At 59.5% G+C, this 22,139-nt stretch carries 18 protein-coding genes; 11 read left to right on the top strand and 7 right to left on the bottom strand.

Annotated features, from left to right (window positions below):
• Nucleotides 1-56: 56 nt before the first annotated feature.
• Both C0U40_RS10690 and truA read right to left on the bottom strand, forming a co-directional pair.
• Nucleotides 57-3,053 (bottom strand): aminotransferase class III-fold pyridoxal phosphate-dependent enzyme, encoded by a 2,997-nt coding sequence (locus C0U40_RS10690; RefSeq protein ID WP_101655755.1) that lies wholly within the window; start codon nt 3,051-3,053, stop codon nt 57-59.
• Nucleotides 3,054-3,055: 2 nt separating this feature from the next.
• A complete protein-coding gene (gene truA / locus C0U40_RS10685) occupies nt 3,056-3,832 on the bottom strand; it encodes a tRNA pseudouridine(38-40) synthase TruA (protein WP_101655754.1) in 777 nt (258 codons plus the stop codon).
• A 114-nt stretch (nt 3,833-3,946) separates the two neighbouring features.
• Between truA and C0U40_RS10680 the strand changes: the two genes are divergently transcribed.
• The 3 genes from C0U40_RS10680 to ileS all read left to right on the top strand — a co-directional run bounded on the left by C0U40_RS10680 (nt 3,947) and on the right by ileS (nt 9,523).
• The gene (locus tag C0U40_RS10680) at nt 3,947-5,368 is read left to right on the top strand and encodes a YcjX family protein (protein WP_180957676.1); all 1,422 of its coding nucleotides are present in this window, start codon (nt 3,947-3,949) and stop codon (nt 5,366-5,368) included.
• A complete protein-coding gene (locus C0U40_RS10675; protein WP_101655753.1) occupies nt 5,365-6,366 on the top strand; it encodes a YcjF family protein in 1,002 nt (333 codons plus the stop codon). Before C0U40_RS10680 ends, C0U40_RS10675 begins: the two co-directional genes overlap by 4 nt.
• Nucleotides 6,367-6,619: 253 nt before the next feature.
• Nucleotides 6,620-9,523, top strand: coding sequence for an isoleucine--tRNA ligase (ileS, locus tag C0U40_RS10670; RefSeq protein ID WP_101655752.1), 2,904 nt, complete (start codon nt 6,620-6,622; stop codon nt 9,521-9,523).
• An 85-nt stretch (nt 9,524-9,608) separates the two neighbouring features.
• Here ileS and C0U40_RS10665 read toward each other — a convergent pair whose 3' ends face one another.
• The 4 genes from C0U40_RS10665 to rbfA are packed head-to-tail and all read right to left on the bottom strand — an operon-like array spanning nt 9,609 to nt 12,239.
• A complete protein-coding gene (locus C0U40_RS10665; protein WP_101655751.1) occupies nt 9,609-10,118 on the bottom strand; it encodes a DUF1643 domain-containing protein in 510 nt (169 codons plus the stop codon).
• Entirely contained in the window at nt 10,108-11,025 is a 918-nt protein-coding gene (gene truB, locus C0U40_RS10660; protein WP_101655750.1) for a tRNA pseudouridine(55) synthase TruB, read from the bottom strand. The genes C0U40_RS10665 and truB overlap by 11 nt, the downstream gene beginning before the upstream one ends.
• Nucleotides 11,026-11,037: 12 nt before the next feature.
• The gene (locus tag C0U40_RS10655; RefSeq protein ID WP_101655749.1) at nt 11,038-11,793 is read right to left on the bottom strand and encodes a phosphodiester glycosidase family protein; all 756 of its coding nucleotides are present in this window, start codon (nt 11,791-11,793) and stop codon (nt 11,038-11,040) included.
• A gap of 47 nt (nt 11,794-11,840) precedes the next feature.
• Nucleotides 11,841-12,239, bottom strand: a complete 399-nt coding sequence (rbfA, locus tag C0U40_RS10650) for a 30S ribosome-binding factor RbfA (RefSeq protein WP_101655748.1) — start codon at nt 12,237-12,239, stop codon at nt 11,841-11,843.
• A 128-nt stretch (nt 12,240-12,367) separates the two neighbouring features.
• Here rbfA and dapB point away from each other — a divergent pair, with 128 nt between their 5' ends.
• On the top strand, nt 12,368-13,177 hold the full coding sequence (gene dapB, locus C0U40_RS10645; RefSeq protein ID WP_101655747.1) for a 4-hydroxy-tetrahydrodipicolinate reductase: 810 nt from the start codon (nt 12,368-12,370) through the stop codon (nt 13,175-13,177).
• Nucleotides 13,178-13,205: 28 nt separating this feature from the next.
• Here the strand turns inward: dapB and C0U40_RS10640 are convergent, their stop codons facing one another.
• Nucleotides 13,206-13,388, bottom strand: a complete 183-nt coding sequence (locus C0U40_RS10640; RefSeq protein WP_101655746.1) for a DUF1674 domain-containing protein — start codon at nt 13,386-13,388, stop codon at nt 13,206-13,208.
• A gap of 133 nt (nt 13,389-13,521) precedes the next feature.
• Here C0U40_RS10640 and C0U40_RS10635 point away from each other — a divergent pair, with 133 nt between their 5' ends.
• The 7 genes from C0U40_RS10635 (at nt 13,522) to C0U40_RS10605 (ending at nt 22,104) form a co-directional block, all read left to right on the top strand.
• Nucleotides 13,522-14,808 carry an RsmB/NOP family class I SAM-dependent RNA methyltransferase gene (locus C0U40_RS10635; protein ID WP_101655745.1) on the top strand — a complete coding sequence of 429 codons (1,287 nt, stop codon included), beginning with the start codon at nt 13,522-13,524 and terminating at the stop codon, nt 14,806-14,808.
• A 56-nt stretch (nt 14,809-14,864) separates the two neighbouring features.
• Nucleotides 14,865-16,592 (top strand): heparinase II/III family protein, encoded by a 1,728-nt coding sequence (locus tag C0U40_RS10630; RefSeq protein ID WP_101655744.1) that lies wholly within the window; start codon nt 14,865-14,867, stop codon nt 16,590-16,592.
• Nucleotides 16,593-16,662: 70 nt separating this feature from the next.
• Entirely contained in the window at nt 16,663-18,255 is a 1,593-nt protein-coding gene (purH, locus tag C0U40_RS10625; RefSeq protein ID WP_101655743.1) for a bifunctional phosphoribosylaminoimidazolecarboxamide formyltransferase/IMP cyclohydrolase, read from the top strand.
• 15 nt (nt 18,256-18,270) lie between these two features.
• Nucleotides 18,271-18,744 (top strand): signal peptidase II, encoded by a 474-nt coding sequence (gene lspA / locus C0U40_RS10620; RefSeq protein WP_101655742.1) that lies wholly within the window; start codon nt 18,271-18,273, stop codon nt 18,742-18,744.
• 49 nt (nt 18,745-18,793) lie between these two features.
• Nucleotides 18,794-19,339, top strand: coding sequence for a DUF3035 domain-containing protein (locus tag C0U40_RS10615; protein WP_145991927.1), 546 nt, complete (start codon nt 18,794-18,796; stop codon nt 19,337-19,339).
• A 105-nt stretch (nt 19,340-19,444) separates the two neighbouring features.
• On the top strand, nt 19,445-20,791 hold the full coding sequence (locus tag C0U40_RS10610; protein ID WP_101655740.1) for a M16 family metallopeptidase: 1,347 nt from the start codon (nt 19,445-19,447) through the stop codon (nt 20,789-20,791).
• Nucleotides 20,788-22,104 carry a M16 family metallopeptidase gene (locus C0U40_RS10605; protein ID WP_101655739.1) on the top strand — a complete coding sequence of 439 codons (1,317 nt, stop codon included), beginning with the start codon at nt 20,788-20,790 and terminating at the stop codon, nt 22,102-22,104. Before C0U40_RS10610 ends, C0U40_RS10605 begins: the two co-directional genes overlap by 4 nt.
• Nucleotides 22,105-22,139: the final 35 nt, after the last annotated feature.

Raw genomic sequence — 22,139 nt, 5'->3', positions numbered from 1 at the left:
GGAGTATTTTTCGGAACATTGAAACGGGTGTCAGGATGCTGGCACCCGTTTTTCGTTCAGGGCTGGCAGGCGGTTTCGCTGAAGATGCTGTCCAGTTGATGGAGGATGCGTTTTATGTCATCCGCCTCGATTGTCAGGGGAGGGCGGATTTTCAGCACGTTATGATGCGCCCCTTCCGAGCCGATCAGGATGCGGTTTTCCTTCATGCGGTTGATCACCCGGTCTGCGATTTCTGTGGCCGGTGCGCGGGTTTCGCGGTTCGTCACAAGGTCAACGCCCACAAACAGGCCCATGCCGCGAATGTCCCCGATAACGGCGTGTTTTTCCTGTAGTTTGCGCAGACCGTCGAGCAGTTCCTGTCCGCGCTGGCGGGCGTTGTCCTGCAAGCCTTCGTCGTCCACGATTTTCAGCACCTCCGCCCCGATCCGGCAGGACAGGGTCGAGCCGCCGAAGGTTGAGAAATACTCCGGTCCTTGGGCAAAGCTGGCGGCGATTTCCGGAGTGGTCACAACAACGCCGATGGGGTGGCCGTTGCCGATGGGTTTGCCGAGCACAACGATATCGGGTGTGACGCCCTGTTGTTCAAAGGCGAAATAGTACTCGCCCAGTCGCCCGAGACCGGTTTGCACCTCATCCGCGATGCAGACGCCGCCGGCGGCGCGGATTTTGGCGTAAACTTGTGGCAGGTAACCTTGGGGCGGGATGATCTGGCCACCGACTGAGGGAAAGACTTCGCTGATCCAGCCAGACACCTTGCTGCCGCGAGCTGAGACGGCTGCGATGGCCCCGTCGATCTGGGCGGCGTATTTATCGGCGCAGTCTGGGTCTTCGCGCCGGAAGGGACCGGCGAAATCATCGGCCACGTCTACCAGTTGCACCCAGTCCGCCTGACCGACCCCGCCTTTGGCGTTGAATTTATAGGCCGAGATCGCAATCGCCCCTGTCGTATTGCCATGATAGCCGTGATTGGCGGTTATGATGTCCCTGCCACCGGAATGGGCTGCTGCAAGACGCAGGGCGAGTTCGTTTGCCTCGGTCCCTGAATTCACAAAGAAGCACACCGACAGCGGGTCGGGCATTTTTGCCAGCACCGTATCGGCAAAATCGGTCTGGGCCGGGTGCAGGTAGCGGGTGTTGGAGTTCATCCGCATCAGCTGGTCCGCCGCGATCGCTTGAATACGCGGGTGGGCGTGGCCCACATGGGGGACGTTGTTATAAGCGTCCAGATGGGGGCGGCCCCATTCGTCAAACAGGTGGTGTTTCCAGCCGCGCAGGAACATGGCCGGATCGGAATAGCTGAGCTTGACGTTCTCACCGAAATGTCTGCGCCGCTTGCCGAGCGTTTCTGCCTTTGGCATCGGTTGATAGGCTACCGCATCATCCGGCAGGTTCAACAGCGCGGCAGGGTTGGGGCAGACGCCGCCCCAGAGTCCCATTTCGTCCGGATTGGCCACACCGGGCCAGTCGTGGCCCATGCCGTCTGTCGTCAGGGCAAGCTGGAAATGCACATGGGGCGCCCAGCCGCCGTTTTCGCTGGCATCGCCAAGGGCGCAGAAGGCGGTTCCTTTTGCGACAGTGTCCCCTGTCTTGAGGGAGGATAGGCTGTCAGGGGCGAGGTGGCCGTAGAGGGTGAAAAACGGCGTGCCGTCCGGTGCTTCGTGGCGCAGGATGATAACGCCGCCGTAGTCCAGATGGTTCGTGCGGTTCTCGATCACTTCGACCACACCATCCAGCGGGGCGAAGAGCGGTGTTCCGGCGGGGGCGAAAACATCGACAGCGAGATGCACCGTGCGCCGGTCGGAGGATTTCCACGGTCCCTGACGGAAGGCCGGTGCGGTATAGATCAGGCGGGGTTCACCCCACAGACCGATCCACATATCGCCGGTATCATATTCAGCGCCCAAGGTAGCGGCCTCTGCCAGAGGCATGTCAAACGGATTGCGCGGGGCGGCAACGGCGGCAACGGAAAGCGGGCCAAGGGGCGCATCGTCCAGCGGTTTGCCCATGAGCGGCGCAAAACTGCCGCGGTTACTGTTCAGATAGTCAAGTACACGATCTGCGCCTTCCACAACAGGAAGGTCGCAGGCAGCCCGCAGGCGGGCGTTCATCAATCCCGCATCAATGTCGCCCAGTTCAAGAAAGCGCCAAGCTGGCGCCTGAGAGATGGTGATATAAGGATCGTCGGGGTTCTCAGCGGCCTCGATAGTGGAATTGACCACGCTGACGGCAAGACGCATCCGCAGCAGCGGCAGAAGCAGGTCGACCTCTGCGGCGGTAAGGGGGGTTGCCTTGTGATACCCGCGCACCAGCGCTGCAAGCGCGCGTTCCGGAGTTTCGTGGTCAAGCACGACATAGGCGCCCGCTATGGCCAGATCGCAGATGCGGGGGCTGGCCGTCATATCGCCAAAGTCGATCAGGCCGGAGATGTCGCCCTCCCGCGTGACCAAAATGTTGTAATCGTTCAGATCGTTATGGATGGCCTGAGCCGGCAGCGCCTCCAGTGCCGGTTTCAGTGCGGCAAACTGCTGAAGGATCTGTTCAATGATACCGCGACGGGCGGGATCGGTTATACTATCCGTATGGGCCGCAATCCATTCGCCTGTGGGCAGGTGCCACTTGAAGGGGACCGCGTGTTGCGGGTGGGTGAAATCCTGCAATCCCGCATCCATCTGCCCGAGGTAGGTTCCCAACTGTTCGATCATCTCCAGCCGTTTGGGCATATGGTCCGCATAACACGTACCTGTCAGGCGGGTCTGTAGCCAGACCAACCGTTCCGCACCGTGCTCATCGGGTAAAGTGGTGTAGAGCGCACCGTCAACGGTCGGCACCAGTTCGGGCAGGGGCAGGTCGGGAAACTTTGTCGAAAGATGGCGGATCGCTTTGCATTGCATATCCACCAGATCAACGGGGCAGCCTTCGCGCATTACCTTGAAGATATAGTCTTTCCCATCTGCACGGGCCGTGAAGTTCAGATCGTATTCGCCATCCAGTCGTTTTAGATCGGCGGCGAGGTTGAAATGAGTCTTGAGCGCGGCTTGCCAATGGTGGGACATCGTCAGGGGTCTTTCTGAAAAGGATTTTGAGGATAAGTTACATCTGCAAGATAGAGCCCGTGGGGCGGGCAGACCGGCCCGCAGGCGGCGCGATCCGTGGCGTTAAGAGCGTCAGACACATCGTCGGGCGTCCATGATCCGGCTCCGACCCGTTCCAGCGTACCCACAAAGCTGCGCACCTGATTGTGCAAAAAACTGCGGGCGCGCACGAAAAAGCGGAATTCGGTACCATCGGGGTAGGGGTGCTGTGTCACGGTCAGTTCGTCCAGCGTGCGCACAGGGCTGTTGGCCTGACAGATGGTCGAACGGAAGGTGGTGAAATCATGCCGCCCGAGAAGGCGGTTTGCGCCTTCCTGCATGGCGCCTGCATCCAGATCGTGGCGCACCTGCCAGACGTTGCCTGCATCATGGGTGACAGGGGCGCGGCGGGACACAAGGCGGAAGATGTATTTGCGCTCGGTCGCGGAAAAGCGCGCGTGGAAGTCTTCATCCACACGGGCGGCATCCACAATGGCCACAGGATCGGGTTTCAGATGGTAGTTCAGCGCTTCGGACAGGCGAAATGCCTCCCAGTCCCGCTCCAGATCCACGTGGGCCACCTGCCCGTAGGCGTGGACTCCGGCATCAGTGCGTCCGGCGCCCTGAATGCCGTCATGGTCTTTTTGCAATTTGCGCAAGGCATCTTCAACCGCGCCCTGAACCGAGCGTAACCCGTTCTGACGCTGCCAGCCGACGAAGGGCTTGCCGTGATATTCGATTTTAAGCGCGTAACGTGGCATAGCATTGCGATACCTTGGGAAAATGACTTTGCCAAGGTCTATGAATGATCGGCATCCGTGCTTATTTAGGATCAGGGCCATAACACGAAGCAGCGGGTGGAAGGACACGGTATTCTGGGCATTGGTACATTGATTGACGGTGTAACGCGGCAGGTGGAACTGATCAGCGACGGCGTAAGTGAAACCCTGTTCGAGCCGGTGATCCGGCTGGGGGTGACGGGGCTGTCCCGTGCCGGAAAAACCGTCTTCATCACATCTCTTGTGGCCAATCTGCTGGATCGTGGCCGGATGCCCGCATTGCAGGCGGCCAGTCAGGGGCGGATCGAGTCGGCGTTTCTGCAACCCCAGCCCGACGATCTGGTGCCCCGTTTTGAATATGAAAAACATTTGTCGGCGATGACCGGCCCGAACCCGCACTGGCCTGAAAGCACGCGGGCGATTTCCCAGTTGCGCCTGTCCTTGCGGGTGGCCCCTGCCGGTGTTCTGTCGGCGATCAAATCGGCGCGGACCGTACATATCGATATTGTGGATTATCCCGGCGAATGGCTGTTGGACCTGCCCCTGATGGAGCAAAGCTTTGAGCAGTGGTCACAGGGTGCGATTGCTCTTGCGCAAAAGCCTTCGCGTGCGCCGTTTGCGGCAGAGTGGCTGGCGTTGCTGGAACTGGTTGACCCCGAAGTGGAACTCGATGAACCGCAGGCGCAGAAACTGGCAGCGGCCTTTACCGCCTATTTGCAGGCGGCACGGGAATCCGGTCTGTCGGCCTGTGCGCCGGGGAGATTCCTGATGCCGGGGGATCTGGCGGGTTCACCTGCGCTGACATTTGCGCCGCTGCCTGCGGGGAAATACCCGCGAAACTCGCTCGGGCGGGCGTTTGCGCGGCGCTATGAGACCTATAAATCCGGCGTTGTGCGGCCTTTTTTCAGGGATCATTTCTCGCGCATCGACAGGCAAGTGGTGCTGGTGGATGCGCTGGGCGCTATCCATGCGGGGCCGCAGGCTGTCGGGGATTTGCGCGATGCGCTGGCCGATATCCTGTCCTGTTTCAAAACAGGCCGGAACGGCTTTCTGTCTGCACTGCGTGGCAAATCGGTCGAACGTATCCTGTTCGCGGCCACCAAAGCGGATCATTTGCACCACCACCAGCATCCTGCTTTGACCGCCATCATGGGGGCGCTGGTGCGCAGTGCGCGGGACAAGGCGACCTATCAGGGGGCGCAGACGGATGCGATGGCGCTGGCCAGTTTGCGGGCAACCGTGGAAGAGACCCGCAGCCATGACGGGGAAACGCTGGATCTGGTGCGGGGGAAGTTGCTCTCGACCGGCAAACAGGCAGCGATGTATCCGGGGCGTCTGCCCGAAGACCCTGCGGTGTTGTTAAAACCTGCTGAACAGGGGGCTGAACGCTGGTTGGACAACGATTACGCCATCATGGGGTTTGCTCCCGCCGAGGTGTCGCTGAAGGCGGGCGATGGTCCGCCCCATATCCGGCTGGACCGCGCTGCCGAATTTTTGATCGGGGATCGACTGATATGAACCGCAAACCTACAAAGCCAGTGGTTATTGATCTGGACGCTGCCCCCGCACAAGATCACACTCCGGCCAGTGCGCCGCCGGTTCCCGATCTCGACCAGCCCCGTCATACGCCTGCTGCCGAAGTCGGGCTGCGCTTGGCCGCAAGTCGCCGCTCGGCCGTGTCGCGGGTATTCTGGTGGGCGCTCGGTGCGCTTTTGACCTTTATGATCGGTGTGTTTGTCTGGGATTTCGTCGAAACACTGGTGTCGCGCAATGTCTGGCTGGGCCGCGTGGCGCTGGGCCTGCTGGCGCTGGTTGTCGGAGCCCTTCTTGTCATGGCGGGGCGCGAGCTGGCCACCCTGTCACGGCTGCGCCGGATCGATGGATTGCGGGCCGAGGCAGAGCATCTGGTGCAGGAAGGTACACTGGCAGAGGTTCACAGCTTTCAGGACAAGCTCGAAAGCCTTTATCGCGGGCGGATCGAATTGCGTTGGGGGCTGGCACGGCTTGCGGAACAGCGGAACGACATACTGGATGCGGACAGTGCCCTTGCCCAAAGCGAGAGCCTTTTGCTGCGGCCGCTTGATGATCTCGCCCGCAGGCAGATCGAATCTGCGGCGCGGCAGGTGGCCACCGCGACAGCGGTCGTGCCGCTGGCCTTTGCGGATGTGGTTGTAGCCCTAAGCGCCAACCTGCGAATGATTCGCCAGATTGCTCAGATTTATGGCGGACGGTCCGGCACGCTTGGAAGCTGGAGACTGACAAAGGCCGTGGCCGCCCATCTTGTGGCAACGGGCGCTGTGGCCATCGGTGACGATCTGATCGGTTCTGTGGCAGGGGGCGGGGTTTTGTCCAAAGTTTCCCGCCGCTTCGGAGAAGGTGTCATAAACGGTGCGCTGACCGCCCGTGTCGGGGTTGCAGCCATAGAGGTCTGCCGCCCGATGCCGTTTCAGGTAGAACCCAAACCTCGCGTGACCAATATCATCAAGCGCAGTCTGACGGGGCTGTTCGGCAACTGATCCGTTCCTTCCCGCGCAGGGCCGTGGAAGGTGTAGCGCCATCCCCTGTTTCGGCTGCGGCAAAGCCCTTTGTTTGTGTGGCTGGACGGGCCGGAACTTGGGGGCTATAACGCGCCCATGGAACGTATATTCGGCATTACCATTCGAATTACCGGCCCGGCGCTCTGATCTGGAAGAGCCGCCGGGAAAAGGCGTATGGAACCCCGCGCCGCCCTTGTAAAATGACATCAAGATAAAGACGGAGCCACAACTCATGTGTGCCGAAACCCCTGACTACAAAGACACCCTGCGCTTGCCTAAAACCGATTTTCCGATGCGGGCCGGACTGCCGAAACGTGAACCGGAATGGCTGGAGAAATGGGCCAAGCTGGACCTGTACCACAAACAACGGGCCGAAGCGGGCGACCGCACGCCGTTCATCCTGCATGACGGTCCGCCCTATGCCAACGGCCACCTGCATATCGGCCACGCGCTGAACAAGATCCTCAAGGATTTCATCGTGCGCAGCCAGCAGATGATGGGCAAGGACGCCCGCTATGTGCCGGGCTGGGATTGCCACGGTCTGCCGATCGAGTGGAAGATCGAGGAACAGTACCGCAAGAAGGGCAAGAACAAGGATGATGTGCCGATCATCGAGTTGCGTCAGGAATGTCGCAAGTTTGCCGAGGGCTGGATCGACATCCAGCGCGAGGAGTTCAAACGCCTTGGTGTGCAGGGGAACTGGGAAGACCCGTATCTGACCATGAACTACAGTTCCGAAGCGGTAATCGCAGAGGAATTCATGAAGTTCGTGATGAATGGCGCACTGTATCAGGGGTCCAAACCCGTGATGTGGTCGCCCATCGAGAAAACCGCTCTGGCCGAGGCCGAGGTGGAGTATCACGACAAGGAGAGCTTTACCGTCTGGGTGAAGTTCAAGGTGCAGGGCGACAGCGATCTGGCGGATGCTTTCGTTGTGATCTGGACAACGACCCCTTGGACCATGCCGTCCAACAAGGCTGTGGTTTACGGTAAAGACATTTCCTATGGCCTGTATGAAGTCACAGGCACGCCGGATGAAAGCTGGGCCAATGTTGGCGACCGGTTTGTGCTGGCGGATAATCTGGCTGCTGATGTGATGACCAAGGCGCGTCTGGAAGACGGGCAATACACCCGTCTGCGCGATGTGCCTGCGTCCGATCTGGAAGGTCTGGGCCTGCTGCACCCGTTGGCTGGCGCTGAAGGGGGCAACGGTGAATGGGATGACGTGCGCGATTTCCGTGCGGCTGATTTCGTGACCGACACGGAAGGCACGGGTTTTGTGCATTGTGCGCCTTCGCACGGGATGGAGGAATATGAACTGTTCCGTGATCTCAACATGCTGGAGCAGGTCATCACCTATAACGTGATGGATGACGGTTCCTTCCGCGCCGATCTGCCGTTCTTTGGCGGGAAATACATCCTGAACCGCAAAGGCGGAGAGGGCGATGCGAACAAGGCCGTGATCGACAAACTGGTCGAAGTGGGCGGCCTGCTGGCCCGTGGCAAGATCAAGCACAGCTATCCCCATTCGTGGCGGTCCAAAGCCCCTGTGATCTATCGCAACACGCCCCAGTGGTTTGCGGCGATCGACAAACCCATCGGGGGGGACGACACCTACGGTGAAACCATCCGCGAACGGGCCTTGAATTCCATCGACCAACTGGTGAAATGGACCCCTGTCACTGGGCGCAACCGTCTGTATTCCATGATCGAATCCCGCCCTGACTGGGTGCTGTCGCGGCAACGGGCTTGGGGTGTGCCTCTGACCTGTTTTACCCGCAAGGGCTCTCTGCCGACAGATGCGGATTATATCCTGCGCGATGATGCCGTAAACGCCCGCATTGCCGAGGCCTTCCGCGCCGAGGGTGCGGATTGCTGGTACGAAGAAGGCGCCAAGGCGCGGTTCCTCGGGGATGATTACCCCCACGAGGATTGGGAACAGGTGTTTGACATCCTGGACGTGTGGTTCGACTCCGGTTCGACCCACTCTTTCGTGGTGCGGGATCGGGCCGATGGCTCGCCTGACGGGATTGCAGATGTTTATCTTGAAGGCACCGACCAGCATCGCGGATGGTTCCATTCGTCCATGTTGCAAGCCTGTGGCACCAAGGGACGCGCGCCTTACAAGGCGGTTGTGACCCATGGGTTCACGCTCGATGAAAAGGGCATGAAGATGTCCAAGTCCATCGGCAATACCATCGTGCCGGAAACCGTCGTCAAACAATACGGCGCGGATATCCTGCGGCTGTGGGTGGCGCAAACCGACTTTACCGCCGACCAGCGCATCGGGCCGGAAATCCTGAAAGGTGTGGCAGACAGCTATCGCCGCCTGCGCAATACCATGCGCTTCCTGCTGGGCAACCTCGACGGGTTCAGCGATGCGGAAAAAGTGGAACCGGCGGATATGCCGGAACTGGAGCGCTGGGTGCTGCATCGTCTGGCCGAGCTGGATCACGTGGTGCGCAACGGTTACGCGGCCTATAACTTCCAGAACGTCCTGCAGCAGTTGTTCCAGTTCTGCACGGTTGATCTGTCCTCGGTCTATTTCGACATTCGCAAGGATGTTCTGTATTGTGACGGGGTGGACAGTCTGGAGCGCCGTTCGGCCCGCACGGTTCTGAACCTGCTGTTCGAACGGCTGACAACCTGGCTGGCGCCTATGCTGGTGTTCACGATGGAAGATGTCTGGCTGGAGCGCTTCCCGGGCTATGAAAGCTCTGTCCACCTGCAGGATTTCCCCAACACTCCGGGCGAATGGCGGGACGAGGTTCTGGCCGCGAAATGGGAAAAAATCCGTCGCGTGCGCCGTGTTGTAACCGGTGCGATCGAGGTGCAGCGCCGCGACAAGGTGATTGGTGCATCGCTGGAGGCGGCTCCGGTTGTGCACGTGCGTGATGCAGACGTGCTGGAAGCGCTGAAATCCACGCCCTTCGCGGATATCTGCATCACCTCTGCGGTTGTGCTGACGGATGATCCGATCCCTGCCGAAGCCTTCCGTATGCCGGAAATCGAAGGGGTTGGCGTGGTGTTTGAAACCGCCGAGGGCGAGAAATGCCAGCGCTGCTGGAAGATCCTGCCGGATGTGGGCACGCATGAACACCCCGGCACCTGCGCGCGGTGCTCGGCCGCTTTGTAAGGCGGACAGGAAATAGAGAGAGTGTTGATTGGGGCCCTGCAGGGCCCCTTTTGAGTATTTGGGGAACATTGAAGCCTGTGGCTTCCTAGTCCCAAAGTTCCGGTTGTGTGGTGTAAGCGATGTAAAGCGGGTGTTTGGGGTGGCCTGCTTTGGACAGACCAAGGTGGTAGAGCGGTTTGTCCTGCGCCCGCAACAGTTGTTCCATCACCGCGCCGCGTCCCAGATGGGCGCCATGGGTGCCCCATGCGCAGACGATACGGTCCGCGGTTTTGGCAGCGGCAAGGATCGCGGCATCATTTTCCGGGCCGACCGGATCGGGGGCCGCCCGCATGTCGCGCGGGTCCGTGGCGCGAAAGGCGAAGATGTTGCAGACGGTAAAACCGCCAAAGCCCAAGGCGCGGGCGCGCCGTTCGCAGCGCTCTACCGTGGGATCATTCTGCACTTCGGTCGCAGTGGAGGGGTTGAGCATCACAAACAGTACATGCCCGCCCGCATCAGACCATTTGCGGGTCAGAGTGTAGCGGAAGGCTTCACAGTCGGAATAGACCGCAACTGATTCAGCATCGCCTTTGGTGTGGTGGCGTTCAATCGTCATGACGCACAAAGACGCGTGTCGGGTGCAGCTCTCCGGCTTTGTAGACGCCAATGGCGACAGGTTCGCCGTTGCAGGCCACCCATGCCTCTTCGCCGTATTCGAGATCGGAGGTGATCACCATGCCCGGATTGCCGTTGCGCAGGCGGGCGGCGTCTTCCGGGCTGCAGGATAGTGCAGGCAGGTCGCTAAGGCCGGTTTCCAGCGGCAGCAGGTATTGGTCAAGCTCCGGTGTCTTTGCCAGTGCGTCGATGGTCTCAAGGCTGATCCCGTCCGATGTTTCAAACGGGCCGGACCAGATACGGCGCAGGGTCAGAACATGGCCGTAACAGCCCAGTTTTTCCCCCAGATCACGGGCAATAGAGCGCACATAGCCGCCTTTGCCACAGACCAGTTCCAATTCCACATGATCCGCATCGGGGCGGGACAGGAAGGACAGGTCTTCCACCCAGAGCGGACGCGGCGCGAGTTCAAAATCGTCATCGCCGCCACGGGCCATTTTATAAGCCCGCTGTCCGTCCACTTTCACGGCGGAGAACTTCGGCGGGATTTGTTCGATTTCTCCGATGAAGGCGCCGAGGGCGGCTTTGATCTCTGCGTCCGTGGGGCGCTCATCGCTGCTGGCGACAACCTCGCCCTCGCTGTCGTCGGTGTTGGTCGCCTGACCGAGCCGCACGGTAAATGTATAGGCTTTCAGCGCGTCGGTGATGTATGGCACGGTCTTGGTCGCCTCGCCCAGTGCCACAGCCAGAACGCCGGTTGCTTCCGGATCGAGCGTGCCGGCATGGCCTGCTTTATTGGCATTCATCGCCCATTTCACCTTATTCACCACAGCGGTGGAGGTGATGCCGGCGGGTTTGTCCACCACCAGCCAGCCCGAGATATCGCGGCCCTTGCGTTTGCGTCCCATGTCGTTGCCTTGCTACTTGTCTGTCACAACACCGATGATCGGACCCAGCGTGGTAAAGCCGAAATCCGAACGGTTAAGGTTGGGGGCATACAGGCGGGAAATGTTGCCGTCAAAGTAAAGTGCCTGTGGCAGCTTCAGATAATCGCGAAAAAAGCTGGCAAAAGCGTGAAACGTGACCGGTGCGTTGGAAATCACGAAGGCTGCGGTCTTTCCATCACGGCTGGTGCCGACTCCGTTGCGGACATAGCGGCTGTCACTGTCGGGCAGGAAGCGGGGGTGGAGTTTGCCGTCAATCACCAGCATCGGGCCGGATTGTGTGGCATGGGTGCAGGCGGGTTGATCATCCAAATAGCGCAGGGTTTCTAACACATCGGCACGACCCGGACGGATGCAGAGCACCCCGTTGGGCAAAAGTCCGAAGTTGCCCGGACCCGCATTCGGAATCACCCGTTTCAGCTCGGTGCCGTTTTCGATGTAATGGCCCACCGGCGCGCGGTTTTCGTGATACATTCCCGCGTTCATCGCAAAGGACAGCTTCTTTCCCTTGGCCAGCAGCATCCGGTCCAGACTGGCGAAATGGCCATAGGGTTTGCCCGTGTCGTCGTACAAAAACAGGTCGAGCTGTTCCGTCCGCATGTCCACCGTACAGACCGTAAAGCTGGCGGATTGATAGCTGGCATCTTTGCAAGGGGACGCGCCGGTTTGGGCCAGTGCGGGTCCGGACAGGCCGACAGCGCAGAAAAACAGAAGGGCCAGTGTTCTAATCATGCCGTTTTGCCTTTCGTCCTGCCGTGTCCTGCTACGGCTTCATGCGATCAGTCTTTGTCCAGATCCTGCTTTACGCTGGATTGCTCCAGCAAGCGACGGGTTTCGTCCATCTGGTCAAACGTGCGGTCGTAGACGAACTTTAGCTCGGGCGAGTATTTCAGGTCGAGGTTCTTGTTGATCGAACGCCGCAGCTCGTATGTATTTTTGTTCAGTGCTTCGATTACCAGATCAGCGTTTACGCCGCCAAGGGGGAGCACATGTACAACGGCCTTGCGCAGGTCGGGTGTGGGGCGAACCTCTCCGACAGTGATAGAAACATGGGCCAGATCGGGATCGTGGATGTCGCCACGGGACAGGGTCTCCGCAAGGCTGCGGCGGATCAGTTCCCCGACACGCAACTGGCGTTGGCTCGGGCCGGCGGATGAGTCTTGTGTACGTTTGGCCATGGTATCCTCTTTTTCAGCCCATTTATGGCAGATTCACCCGGCATACAACATGGCTTTGCGTCACGGGGGCTTTGACTTTACCTGTAGGCGGGGTAAAGCCGAGCCAAGCAAATCAAAGGAGCAAGTTCATGTCAGACCAACCAGCCATTGCCATTGTAGGCGCGTCGGGACGTATGGGGCAGATGCTGATCCAGACGGTGCTGGAAAGCGATCAGGCGACACTTGCCGGTGTAACGGAACGGGCAGGTCACGCTTGGATCGGCAAGGATTTGGGCGCCTGTATGGGCGGTGCCGATCTGGGGGTTGTTGTGTCGGATGATCCACTTGAGGTGTTCGCCAAAGCGCAGGCCGTGATTGATTTCACCAGCCCTGATGCCACCGTAGAACACGCAGCTCTGGCGGCGCAGGCCCGTGCGGTCCATGTGATTGGCACCACAGGCATGGACGAAAGCCATCTGGAAAAATTGTCTGCAGCAGCCCGTCATGCGCCGATCATCCGCGCCGGCAATATGAGCCTCGGGGTGAATCTGCTGGTGCAACTGACCAAAAAGGTCGCGCAGGCGCTGGACGCGGATTTTGACATCGAAGTGGTGGAGGCCCATCACCGTCACAAAGTCGATGCGCCAAGCGGTACTGCCCTGATGCTGGGCGAGGCGGCTGCACAAGGGCGCGGCGTTGCGCTGGGCGATGTGGCGGATCGGGGCCGTGACGGGATTACGGGCGCACGAAAGCGGGGCGACATCGGGTTCAGCGCCATTCGCGGAGGCGATGTGGTCGGGGAGCACGATGTGATCTTTGCCGCTGACGGGGAACGCATTGTGCTGCGCCACCTTGCCACCGACCGGCGCATTTTTGCACGGGGCGCGGTTAAAGCTGCCCTTTGGGGGCAGGGCAAGAACCCGGGCGAATATGATATGATGGACGTGCTGGGCCTGTAACAGACGCAGTCAGGGTGTCGGGTACGGTTCAGAAGTCCGACACGATGCCCTTCTTTTCCCAATCGCCAAAGCGGGTGGGTTCCGGCCCGTCGCGCCCGCCAAGTTCGGACGGCAGGTTCAGCGGTTCCGCTTCGGCCTTGCGGGCGGCGGCTTCGGCCAAAGCCCGTTTCGCGGCTTCTTGCAGTTTTTTCTGTTTTTGATCGTCGCTCATTTGTGTCTGCCTGATGACTGGTCTAAAGCTGTCTTAACACTTTATCCGATCCGGATTGAATGTAAAAACACCCGATCCGCACCGACGATCCGCCAAAGGCGGGCAGGGGCGGGACACAACAAAGGGATACCGGATGGCAAAATCCTCTACCTCGGCCCGTTTTGGTGCTGTTGCGCTGATACACGGGGTTCTGATGGACCACCAGATGCTGGGCGATTCGGTTCAGCGGGAAGATGGTCCTCTGGCCAAACTGGTGCCTGCCGATCGGGCGCGTGCGCAGTCGCTGGCGGCGCTGACCTTGCGACACATGCCCCGAATTGATGCGGTACTGGCAGAGTTTATGGATCACAAGCCCCCTTTGCGTGCGCTTAACGCGTTGCGGGTTTGTGCGGCAGAAATCGTACTGGATGGTATACCTGCCCACGGCGCTGTGAATGCTGCTGTGGAAATCGCGCGGGCAAGCCAGAAGACAAAACACCTTGCCGGAATGGTAAACGCGGTAGGGCGCAAACTGGGAGAGCTGGACGTGTCCGCGCTAAAGGATATGCCGGTTCCGCAACTGCCCAAAGCCCTGCGCGGCGCGATCGTCAAAGCCTTCGGGCCTGAGGCCACCGAAGCGATGGAGCGGGCCCATCTGGAACGCCCGCCGGTGGATCTGACCCTGCGCGATCCCGCAAAAGGGGCGGAATGGGCCGAGAAACTGGGCGCCGAGTTGTTGCCGACAGGCAGTTTGCGCCTGCACCAGCCCGGACAGATTTCCGCGCTCGACGGGTTTGAGGACGGCGCGTGGTGGGTGCAGGATGCCGCCGCTGCCATGCCGGTGCGCCTGATGGGTGATTTGTCGGGTAAACGGGTGCTGGATCTTTGTGCGGCACCCGGTGGCAAGACCATGCAGCTTTGCGCGGCCGGGGCGGATGTGACTGCGCTCGATCTTTCGCCCGAACGGATGCACCGCGTGATGGAAAACACCCGCCGCATGGGGTTCCGTCCGCGCATGGAGGTGGCCAATGCGATGCACTGGAAACCGGATGCGCCGTTTGACGCCATCCTGCTGGATGCGCCCTGTTCGGCCACTGGTACCATCCGGCGCCACCCCGATCTGCCTTATGTACGGCCTTCGCTGGATTTGAAGCCGCTGCTTGATTTGCAACAGAACATGCTGCAACGGGCAGCAGGCTGGCTGAAACCGGGCGGACAGATGGTCTATGCCACATGTAGCCTGATCCCCGCTGAAGGGGAACGCCAGATTGCCCGCGCACTGGAACAGACGGATCTGGTCGAGATGCCAGTTGATGTTACCCCGCTGGGACTCGATCCGGAGTGGCTGGTTTCTACCGGCGCAATCCGTGTGCGACCCGATTACTGGCCGGAACGGGGCAGTATGGACGGCTTTTATATGGCCCGCTTGCACAAGCAGTGATGACAGCATGTCGCTAACTCCCTATATCTTGTGGAAAATACGGGCGTGGGGCTGACATGACAGAGGGTGCGCGACTGCACTGGTATCCGATGGCGATAGGCACGGCCTGTCGCCGCCGGTGGTTGCGGTGGCGGGATTACCTTGCCCTGCGCATGGCCCGTTTTGCTGCCCCTGCCAAGGCCTTCAAATCCCAACCCGATCCCCGTTCTTATGGTCTGGCGACCCGCGGCTTGCAGGTTCTTGCAGGCAACCATCTGGTTCAGGGGGAAGTGATCGAACAGGGCAAGGGCATCCTGTGGGGGGCGGCGCTGGATGATCCGGACACCGCGGCCGCGCTGCACGGCTTCAACTGGATCGATGATGTGGTGGCAGTGGACACGCCCGAGGCTCGCAAGCAGGCGCAGCTCTGGCTGTTTGAATGGATCGAACGGTTCGGCGGGGGGCGCGGCAACGGCTGGGCACCCGATGTCACCGGGCGGCGGGTGGTGCGCTGGATCAACCACGCGATACTGATCCTGCATCAGGTCGAACCGAACCAGTCACGTGCCTATTTCGCTGCCCTTGGCCACCAGTCACGCTTTCTGATGAAGCGCTGGAAGTCCGCCCACGCGGGCCTGCCCCGCTTTGAGGCGCTGACAGGGTTGGTCCATTGCGGGCTGGCGCTGGAGGGGCAGGACCATGTTCTCAAACCGGCGCTGCGTGCGCTGGGACGGGAATGCCAGCGTGAGATCGGAGAGGACGGCGGTATATCCAGCCGCAATCCCGAAGAACTGGTCGAGATCTTTACCCTGCTGTCTTCGGTCAATCAGGCCGTCAGTTCGGATGGTGATTATATCAACCCCGAGATCATCCGTGCCTTGCAGCGTATGGCTCCTGCGATTCGCGCGTTGCGGTTCGGCGATGGTACGATGGCACGGTTTCACGGCGGGGATGCAGGCCATCCCGACCGCATTGATCAGGCGCTGGCGGATGCGGGGATCGGTTCGCCCGCGCGCGATGGGGGCGCGATGGGATTTGCACGGCTCGCTGCGGGGGGCACGGTTGTGCTGATGGATGCGGCGAAACTGCCGGTCATCGGCGCACCGGAACGGGCCCATGCCTCCACCCTCGCGGTCGAGATGTATTCGGGCAAACTGCCGGTACTGGTCAGCATGGGATCTGCGCGCGGCTTTTCGGCCAATCTGCACTGTGCGGCCCGCGCCACAGCCGCCCATAGTGCTGTGACAGTGGCAGGGACGTCGCTTGCGCGTTTCGCAGGTTCAGGTTTCGTGCGCCGGATTTATGGGCAGCAACTTATTGATGCCCCGAGAAAAATCATGCTCGAACGGGACAGCAACCAATATGGACAGGCGGTCTTGTGCAGCCATGACGGCTATGTCCCATCATTCGGTTTGACCCACAGCCGCGAAATTGCGGTACTGCACTCGGGCGCCGAAGTGCAGGGGCACGACCGCATCTTCGCCCAGAGCGCAGCGGACAGATCCCGTTTCGAAACGGTAGCGGCGGATAAAGGGCAAAACCGCGAATTGCCGTTCGAAGCCCACTTCCGTCTGCACCCTGATGCGCGGGTTGACCTTGATATGGGAGATACCGCTGCCTCGATAACGCTTCTGAACGGAGAGGTCTGGCTGCTACGGGCTGGCGGGTTGAAACTGACGCTTCACGATACGCTCTATTTCGAGCAGGGCAGATTAGGTCCCCGCGCGACAAAAGAGGTTGTGGTCACTTCCGCCGTTGTTGAGTATGAGGGCGTCATACGCTGGACCCTGTCGCGCCCGGCCTGATTGAAAACCCTGTTTCAGGGGAAGATTTCATAAGGGCGGCGGCCTTTGACACAAGGAATGATCTGCTCTCATGTCACAAAACCTGCAACCCCTGCGCCGCGCGCTGCTGTCTGTTTCCGACAAAACCGGATTGATTGAACTGGCTACGGCTCTGGACGCCAAAGGTGTGGAACTGCTGTCCACCGGCGGCACCGCCAAAGCGATCCGCGAGGCGGGTATTCCGGTCAAGGATGTGTCCGACGTAACCAAATTTCCAGAAATGATGGATGGCCGTGTCAAAACCCTGCACCCGATGGTACATGGCGGCCTGCTGGCGTTGCGGGACAATGCCGATCACAAAGCGGCGATGGAAGAACATGGCATTGGCGCGATCGACCTGCTGGTAGTGAACCTTTACCCGTTTGAACAAACTGTCGCGGCGGGCGGCGATTACGATACCTGCATCGAAAACATCGACATCGGCGGCCCGGCCATGATCCGCGCAGCGGCCAAGAACCACGGTTTTGTGTCGGTTGTTGTCGACGTCGAGGATTATGACGCCCTGCTGGCAGAACTTGACGCCAACGACGGGCAAACCGGCATTGCCTTCCGGCAGACACTGGCCCAAACCGCCTATGCCCGCACTGCGGCCTATGATGCTGCGGTTTCCACATGGATGGCAGGCGCGATCAAACAGGACGCGCCACGGCGCAAGGCGATTGCCGGTACGCTGGCGCAGACCCTGCGCTATGGCGAAAACCCGCACCAGTCTGCTGCCTTCTATACCGATGGCAGTACCCGTCCCGGTGTGGCCACAGCACAGCAGCATCAGGGCAAGGAACTGTCCTACAACAATATCAACGACACGGATGCCGCGTTTGAACTGGTGGCAGAGTTCGATCCCGCAGATGGTCCGGCCTGTGCCATCATCAAACATGCCAACCCCTGCGGCGTGGCCCGTGGCGCAACTTTGGCCGAAGCCTATCAGGCGGCGTTTGACTGCGACCGCACTTCGGCATTTGGCGGCATTATCGCGCTGAACCAGACGCTGGACGGCGCAACCGCGAAACAGATCGTGGAGATCTTCACAGAAGTGGTTATCGCCCCTGACGTGACGGATGAAGCCAAAGAGGTTTTTGCGGCGAAAAAGAACCTGCGATTGCTGACAACCGGCGGCCTGCCAGATGTGCGCAGTGCGGGTCAGATGTGGAAACAGGTGTCGGGCGGATACTTGATTCAGGACCGCGACAACGGGTTTATCACGCAATCCGATCTGAAGGTCGTAACCAAACGCGCACCGGATGCGCAGGAAATGGCCGATCTGCTGTTGGCGTGGAAAATCGCCAAACACGTCAAATCCAACGCGATTGTCTATGTGAAGGACGGGGCGACTGTCGGTGTTGGCGCCGGCCAGATGAGCCGCGTTGACAGCACCCGGATTGCCGCGCGCAAGTCGCAGGACATGGCTGACGTATTGGGACTGGATGCGCCGCTGACCAAAGGGTCGGTTGTGGCATCGGATGCGTTCTTCCCCTTCTCTGATGGCTTGCTGACCGCAGCCGAAGCGGGCGCGACGGCTGTGATCCAGCCCGGTGGCTCCATGCGCGATGACGAAGTGATCGCCGCCGCAGACGAGGCCGGACTGGCCATGGTCTTTACCGGCATGCGCCACTTCCGCCACTAAGCAAAGGATCAGGACATGCGGCGCATATTGGCAATGAGCCTTGGAATTTTTGCTCTGGACCAGATCACGAAATACTTTGTGGTCGAAATGCTGGATCTGAAAACAAGGCTTGCGATTGATGTGCTGCCGCCCCTGATCAATTTCCGCATGGCGTGGAACGAGGGCATCAATTTTGGCTTGATGTCCGGCTTGCAGGTCGACGCCATGCGATGGATATTGATTGCAGTTTCGGTTGTGATCTCTGGCTGGGTGCTCTGGTGGGGGCGCAACTTTACCGGCTGGTTTGCGGCTTTCCTGATAGGATGTATCGTTGGCGGTGCGTTGGGCAACTCCGTGGACCGCTACATATACGGGGCGGTGGCGGATTTTCTGAACATGTCCTGTTGCGGCTTCAGAAACCCGTTTTCCTTCAATGTGGCCGACATCGCTATTTTCATCGGGGCCTTTGGTCTGGTACTGTTTTCAGAGCGTCTCAACAGAAGGGCGTGACGGCGGATGAAATCTGCGATAAAACGACGAAAATTCCTTGGGTGACGATATGATGGCCTTTAAAAAGTCCGGTTTGAAATGGGTGGGCGCGCTTGCCTTGGTGACAGCCGTGGCCGGATGTGACACGTCAAAGGGCATCGGGCGGTTCTTTGCCGGTTCTGCAACAGAGGCCGGACCGGATGAATTCGGTATTGTTCCCAACAAACCGCTGACATTGCCCGATGATCTTGCCAGTCTGCCCGAACCCCAGCCGGGGGCGCGGAACCGGACGGATCTGCTGCCCGAACATGACGCAGTGGCTGCTCTTGGTGGGCAACCTTCCCGTCTGGACAGTACGGTTGTGGGGAGCGGTGAAGGCCCGCTTCTGGCAGCGGCGACCCGCAATGGAACTGCGCCTGAAATCCGTGAGGTTCTGGCCAAAGAAGACGCACAATTCCGTGAAGAGAACGGGCCGTTGTTCCTGCAACGGTTGTTCAAAGTGGACACTTACCTGCAAGACTACGAGGATCAGACCCTCAAGGCGCGCCAAACGAACGAGTTGCTGCGCCGCAGTAACATCAAGACACCCACTGTTTCACCGCAAAGTGATCGCTAAAGTCTGAACGCACAGGATGTTTACCGAATATTCATCGGCTCTGCCGTTGAATACAGCGTTTTAATACCTAAGGTTAACCTAACTTTCATTCAGAACGGGGGCCCCATGATTTTTCGGGCTTTAGCTATCGTGTGCTCAGTGGCCATTGCGCCCGTTACAGCACTGGCCGAGACAGGCAAAGTTTCCACTTTCGAATTGGACAACGGGTTGAAAGGCATTGTGATTGAAGATCACCGTGCGCCGGTCGTTACCAATATGGTCTGGTACAACGTTGGCTCCGCTGACGAGCCTCCTGGGATGACCGGTGTGGCGCATTTTCTTGAACACCTGATGTTCAAGGGTACCAAAACCCTGAAACCGGGTGAATTCAGCCAGACCGTTAAGGAAAACGGCGGGGTGGACAACGCGTTTACCTCTTATGATTACACAGGTTATTTCCAGCGGGTAGCAGTAGACCGTCTGCCCCTGATGATGCAGCTTGAGGCAGACCGGATGCGTAATCTGGTGCTGACCGAAGACGAGGTCGCCACAGAACGTAGCGTGGTGCTGGAAGAGAGAAACTCCCGTATCGAGAATGATCCGGGAAGCCTGTTCATGGAGCAACGTCGCGCCATGACCTTTATGAACCATCCCTACCGGAACCCGGTGATCGGATGGCGGCATGAGATTGAAGAGCTTAATCTGGAGGATGCGATTGCGTTCTACCGGACTTACTATGCTCCCAACAATGCAACGCTGGTGGTGGCCGGTGATGTGACCCCCGAAGAGGTTGAAGCACTGGCGAAAGAACATTTTGGCCCGTTGGAACCCTCGGACAACATTCCGCCGCGCGTGCGGCCGCAGGAACCGCCACATCTCGCGGCGGTGCGGCTCAGCTTCAGTGATCCCCGCCAGTCGCAACCTTATCTGGTGCGCAGCTACCTTGCCCCCAAACGCCAGTCCGGCAATCAGGAGGAAGCGGCAGCGCTGACGATCCTGTCTTACCTGTTAGGCGGTTCGGGGCTTTCTTCGGTTCTGGGGCAGAAGCTGCAACTGGACCAGCAGATCGCTGTTTATACCGACGCATGGTATGACTCGACCTCCTATGACCCCGAGACCTTTGGCATCTACGCCATGCCCCGTCCCGGTGTCTCGTTGGAGCAATTGGAGGCTGCGATGGACACGGTTCTGGCAGACTTTCTGAAAGACGGCGTGGATCTGGAACATCTGGAGCGTTTGAAAACCCAGATCGCCGCCGAAGACATTTACGAGCTGGACAACCAGTCTGAAGTGGCGCGCACTTATGGTCGGGCCATTACTGCGGGGTTGACAGTTGAAGACGTGCAAAGCTGGTCGAAAACCCTGCAATCGGTCACGCCGGAACAGATAATGGAGGCTGCGGCCAAGGTGCTTGATATGCGAAAATCGGTAACGGGTCTGATGCTGGCCCCGACAGAGGAGCCTGCCCAATGATACGCAAGTTAGCTGCCGTTATTTGTATGGTCATGATCGCGCTGCCTGCTGCTGCGCAGATCAAGATCGAAGAAGTCACCAGCGCAGGCGGGATCAAGGCATGGCTGGTAAATGAACCCTCGATCCCCTTTATTGCGTTGCAAATCGCCTTTCGTGGGGGAACATCGCTGGATACGCCGGATAATCTGGGGGCAACGAACCTGATGGTCGGGCTGTTGGAAGAAGGCACTGGCGATATGGACGCGGCGGCTTATCGTCGGGCCACGGAATCGTTGGCGGCGAACTTCGGTTTTGACACGGGGCGGGATTCCGTGCGGATCAGTGCGCAGGTGCTGAAGTCCAACGCGGATGAAGCACTCGACCTGCTGCGCAAAGCGCTTGTCGAACCGGCCTTTAATCCGGTTGCCATCGAACGGGTGCGCGGGCAGGTGATTTCCGGTCTGCAAAGCGCGTTGAAAGACCCGCAGGCGATTGCAGAAAAAACCATGTCCGAGATTGCTTTCGGGGATCACCCCTACGGGCGACCGTCTGACGGGACGATTGAATCTGTGTCTGCCCTGACACGGGAGGATCTGGTTGCGGCCCATAAGGCAGCACTCAGTCAGGACCATGTGGTGATTGGCGTGGTCGGGGACGTAACAGCCGCAGAACTTGGCCCGATGCTGGACAGATTGCTGGGCGATCTGCCTGCCACCGGTGCGCCACTCCCTGAAAAGGTGGAATTTGCGGCCCCCGGCGGTGTGACCGTGGTTGATTTCCCGACGCCGCAATCGGTGGCGATCTGGGCGCAGGATTCTGACATCAACATGCAGCACCCCGATTTCATGCCGGTCTATGTGATGAACCATATCCTTGGCGGTGGCGGTTTTGGCTCTCGTCTGACAGAGGAAGTGCGTGAAAAGCGCGGCCTGACCTATGGCGTTTATTCTTACCTGAACTGGATGGAGGCGACGCAATATTACGGCGGGTCGGTGGCTTCGGCCAATGGCACAGTGGGCGAGGCAATAGATGTGATCCGCACCGAATGGGCGCGGATGGCGCAAGAGGGTGTCACCGAGGAAGAGCTTGAGAAGGCGAAGAAGTATCTTACGGGCAGTTACGCGCTGCGTTTTGATGGTAACAGCCGGATCGCGCGGATTCTCGTCAGCAGCCAGCTTGATTACTTCCCGATCGATTATGCCAACACCCGAAACGACAGGGTAAACGCGGTAACGGTAGATGACATTGCCCGCGTTGCTAAAGAAAACCTGAACCCTGATGCGTTGCATTTCGTTGTGGTGGGGCAGCCCGAGGGCGTGGAAAGCACCCAGTAAAACGGTTCGGCGCTTGTGCGCCGGACCGCAAACCA

This window comes from Neptunicoccus cionae, assembly GCF_002860325.1.
In the GTDB taxonomy this organism is placed as follows: Bacteria; Pseudomonadota; Alphaproteobacteria; order Rhodobacterales; family Rhodobacteraceae; genus Amylibacter; species Amylibacter lutimaris.
Note: the sequence above shows the minus strand (reverse complement) of the source record. Positions and strands in the feature narration are given on the sequence as shown.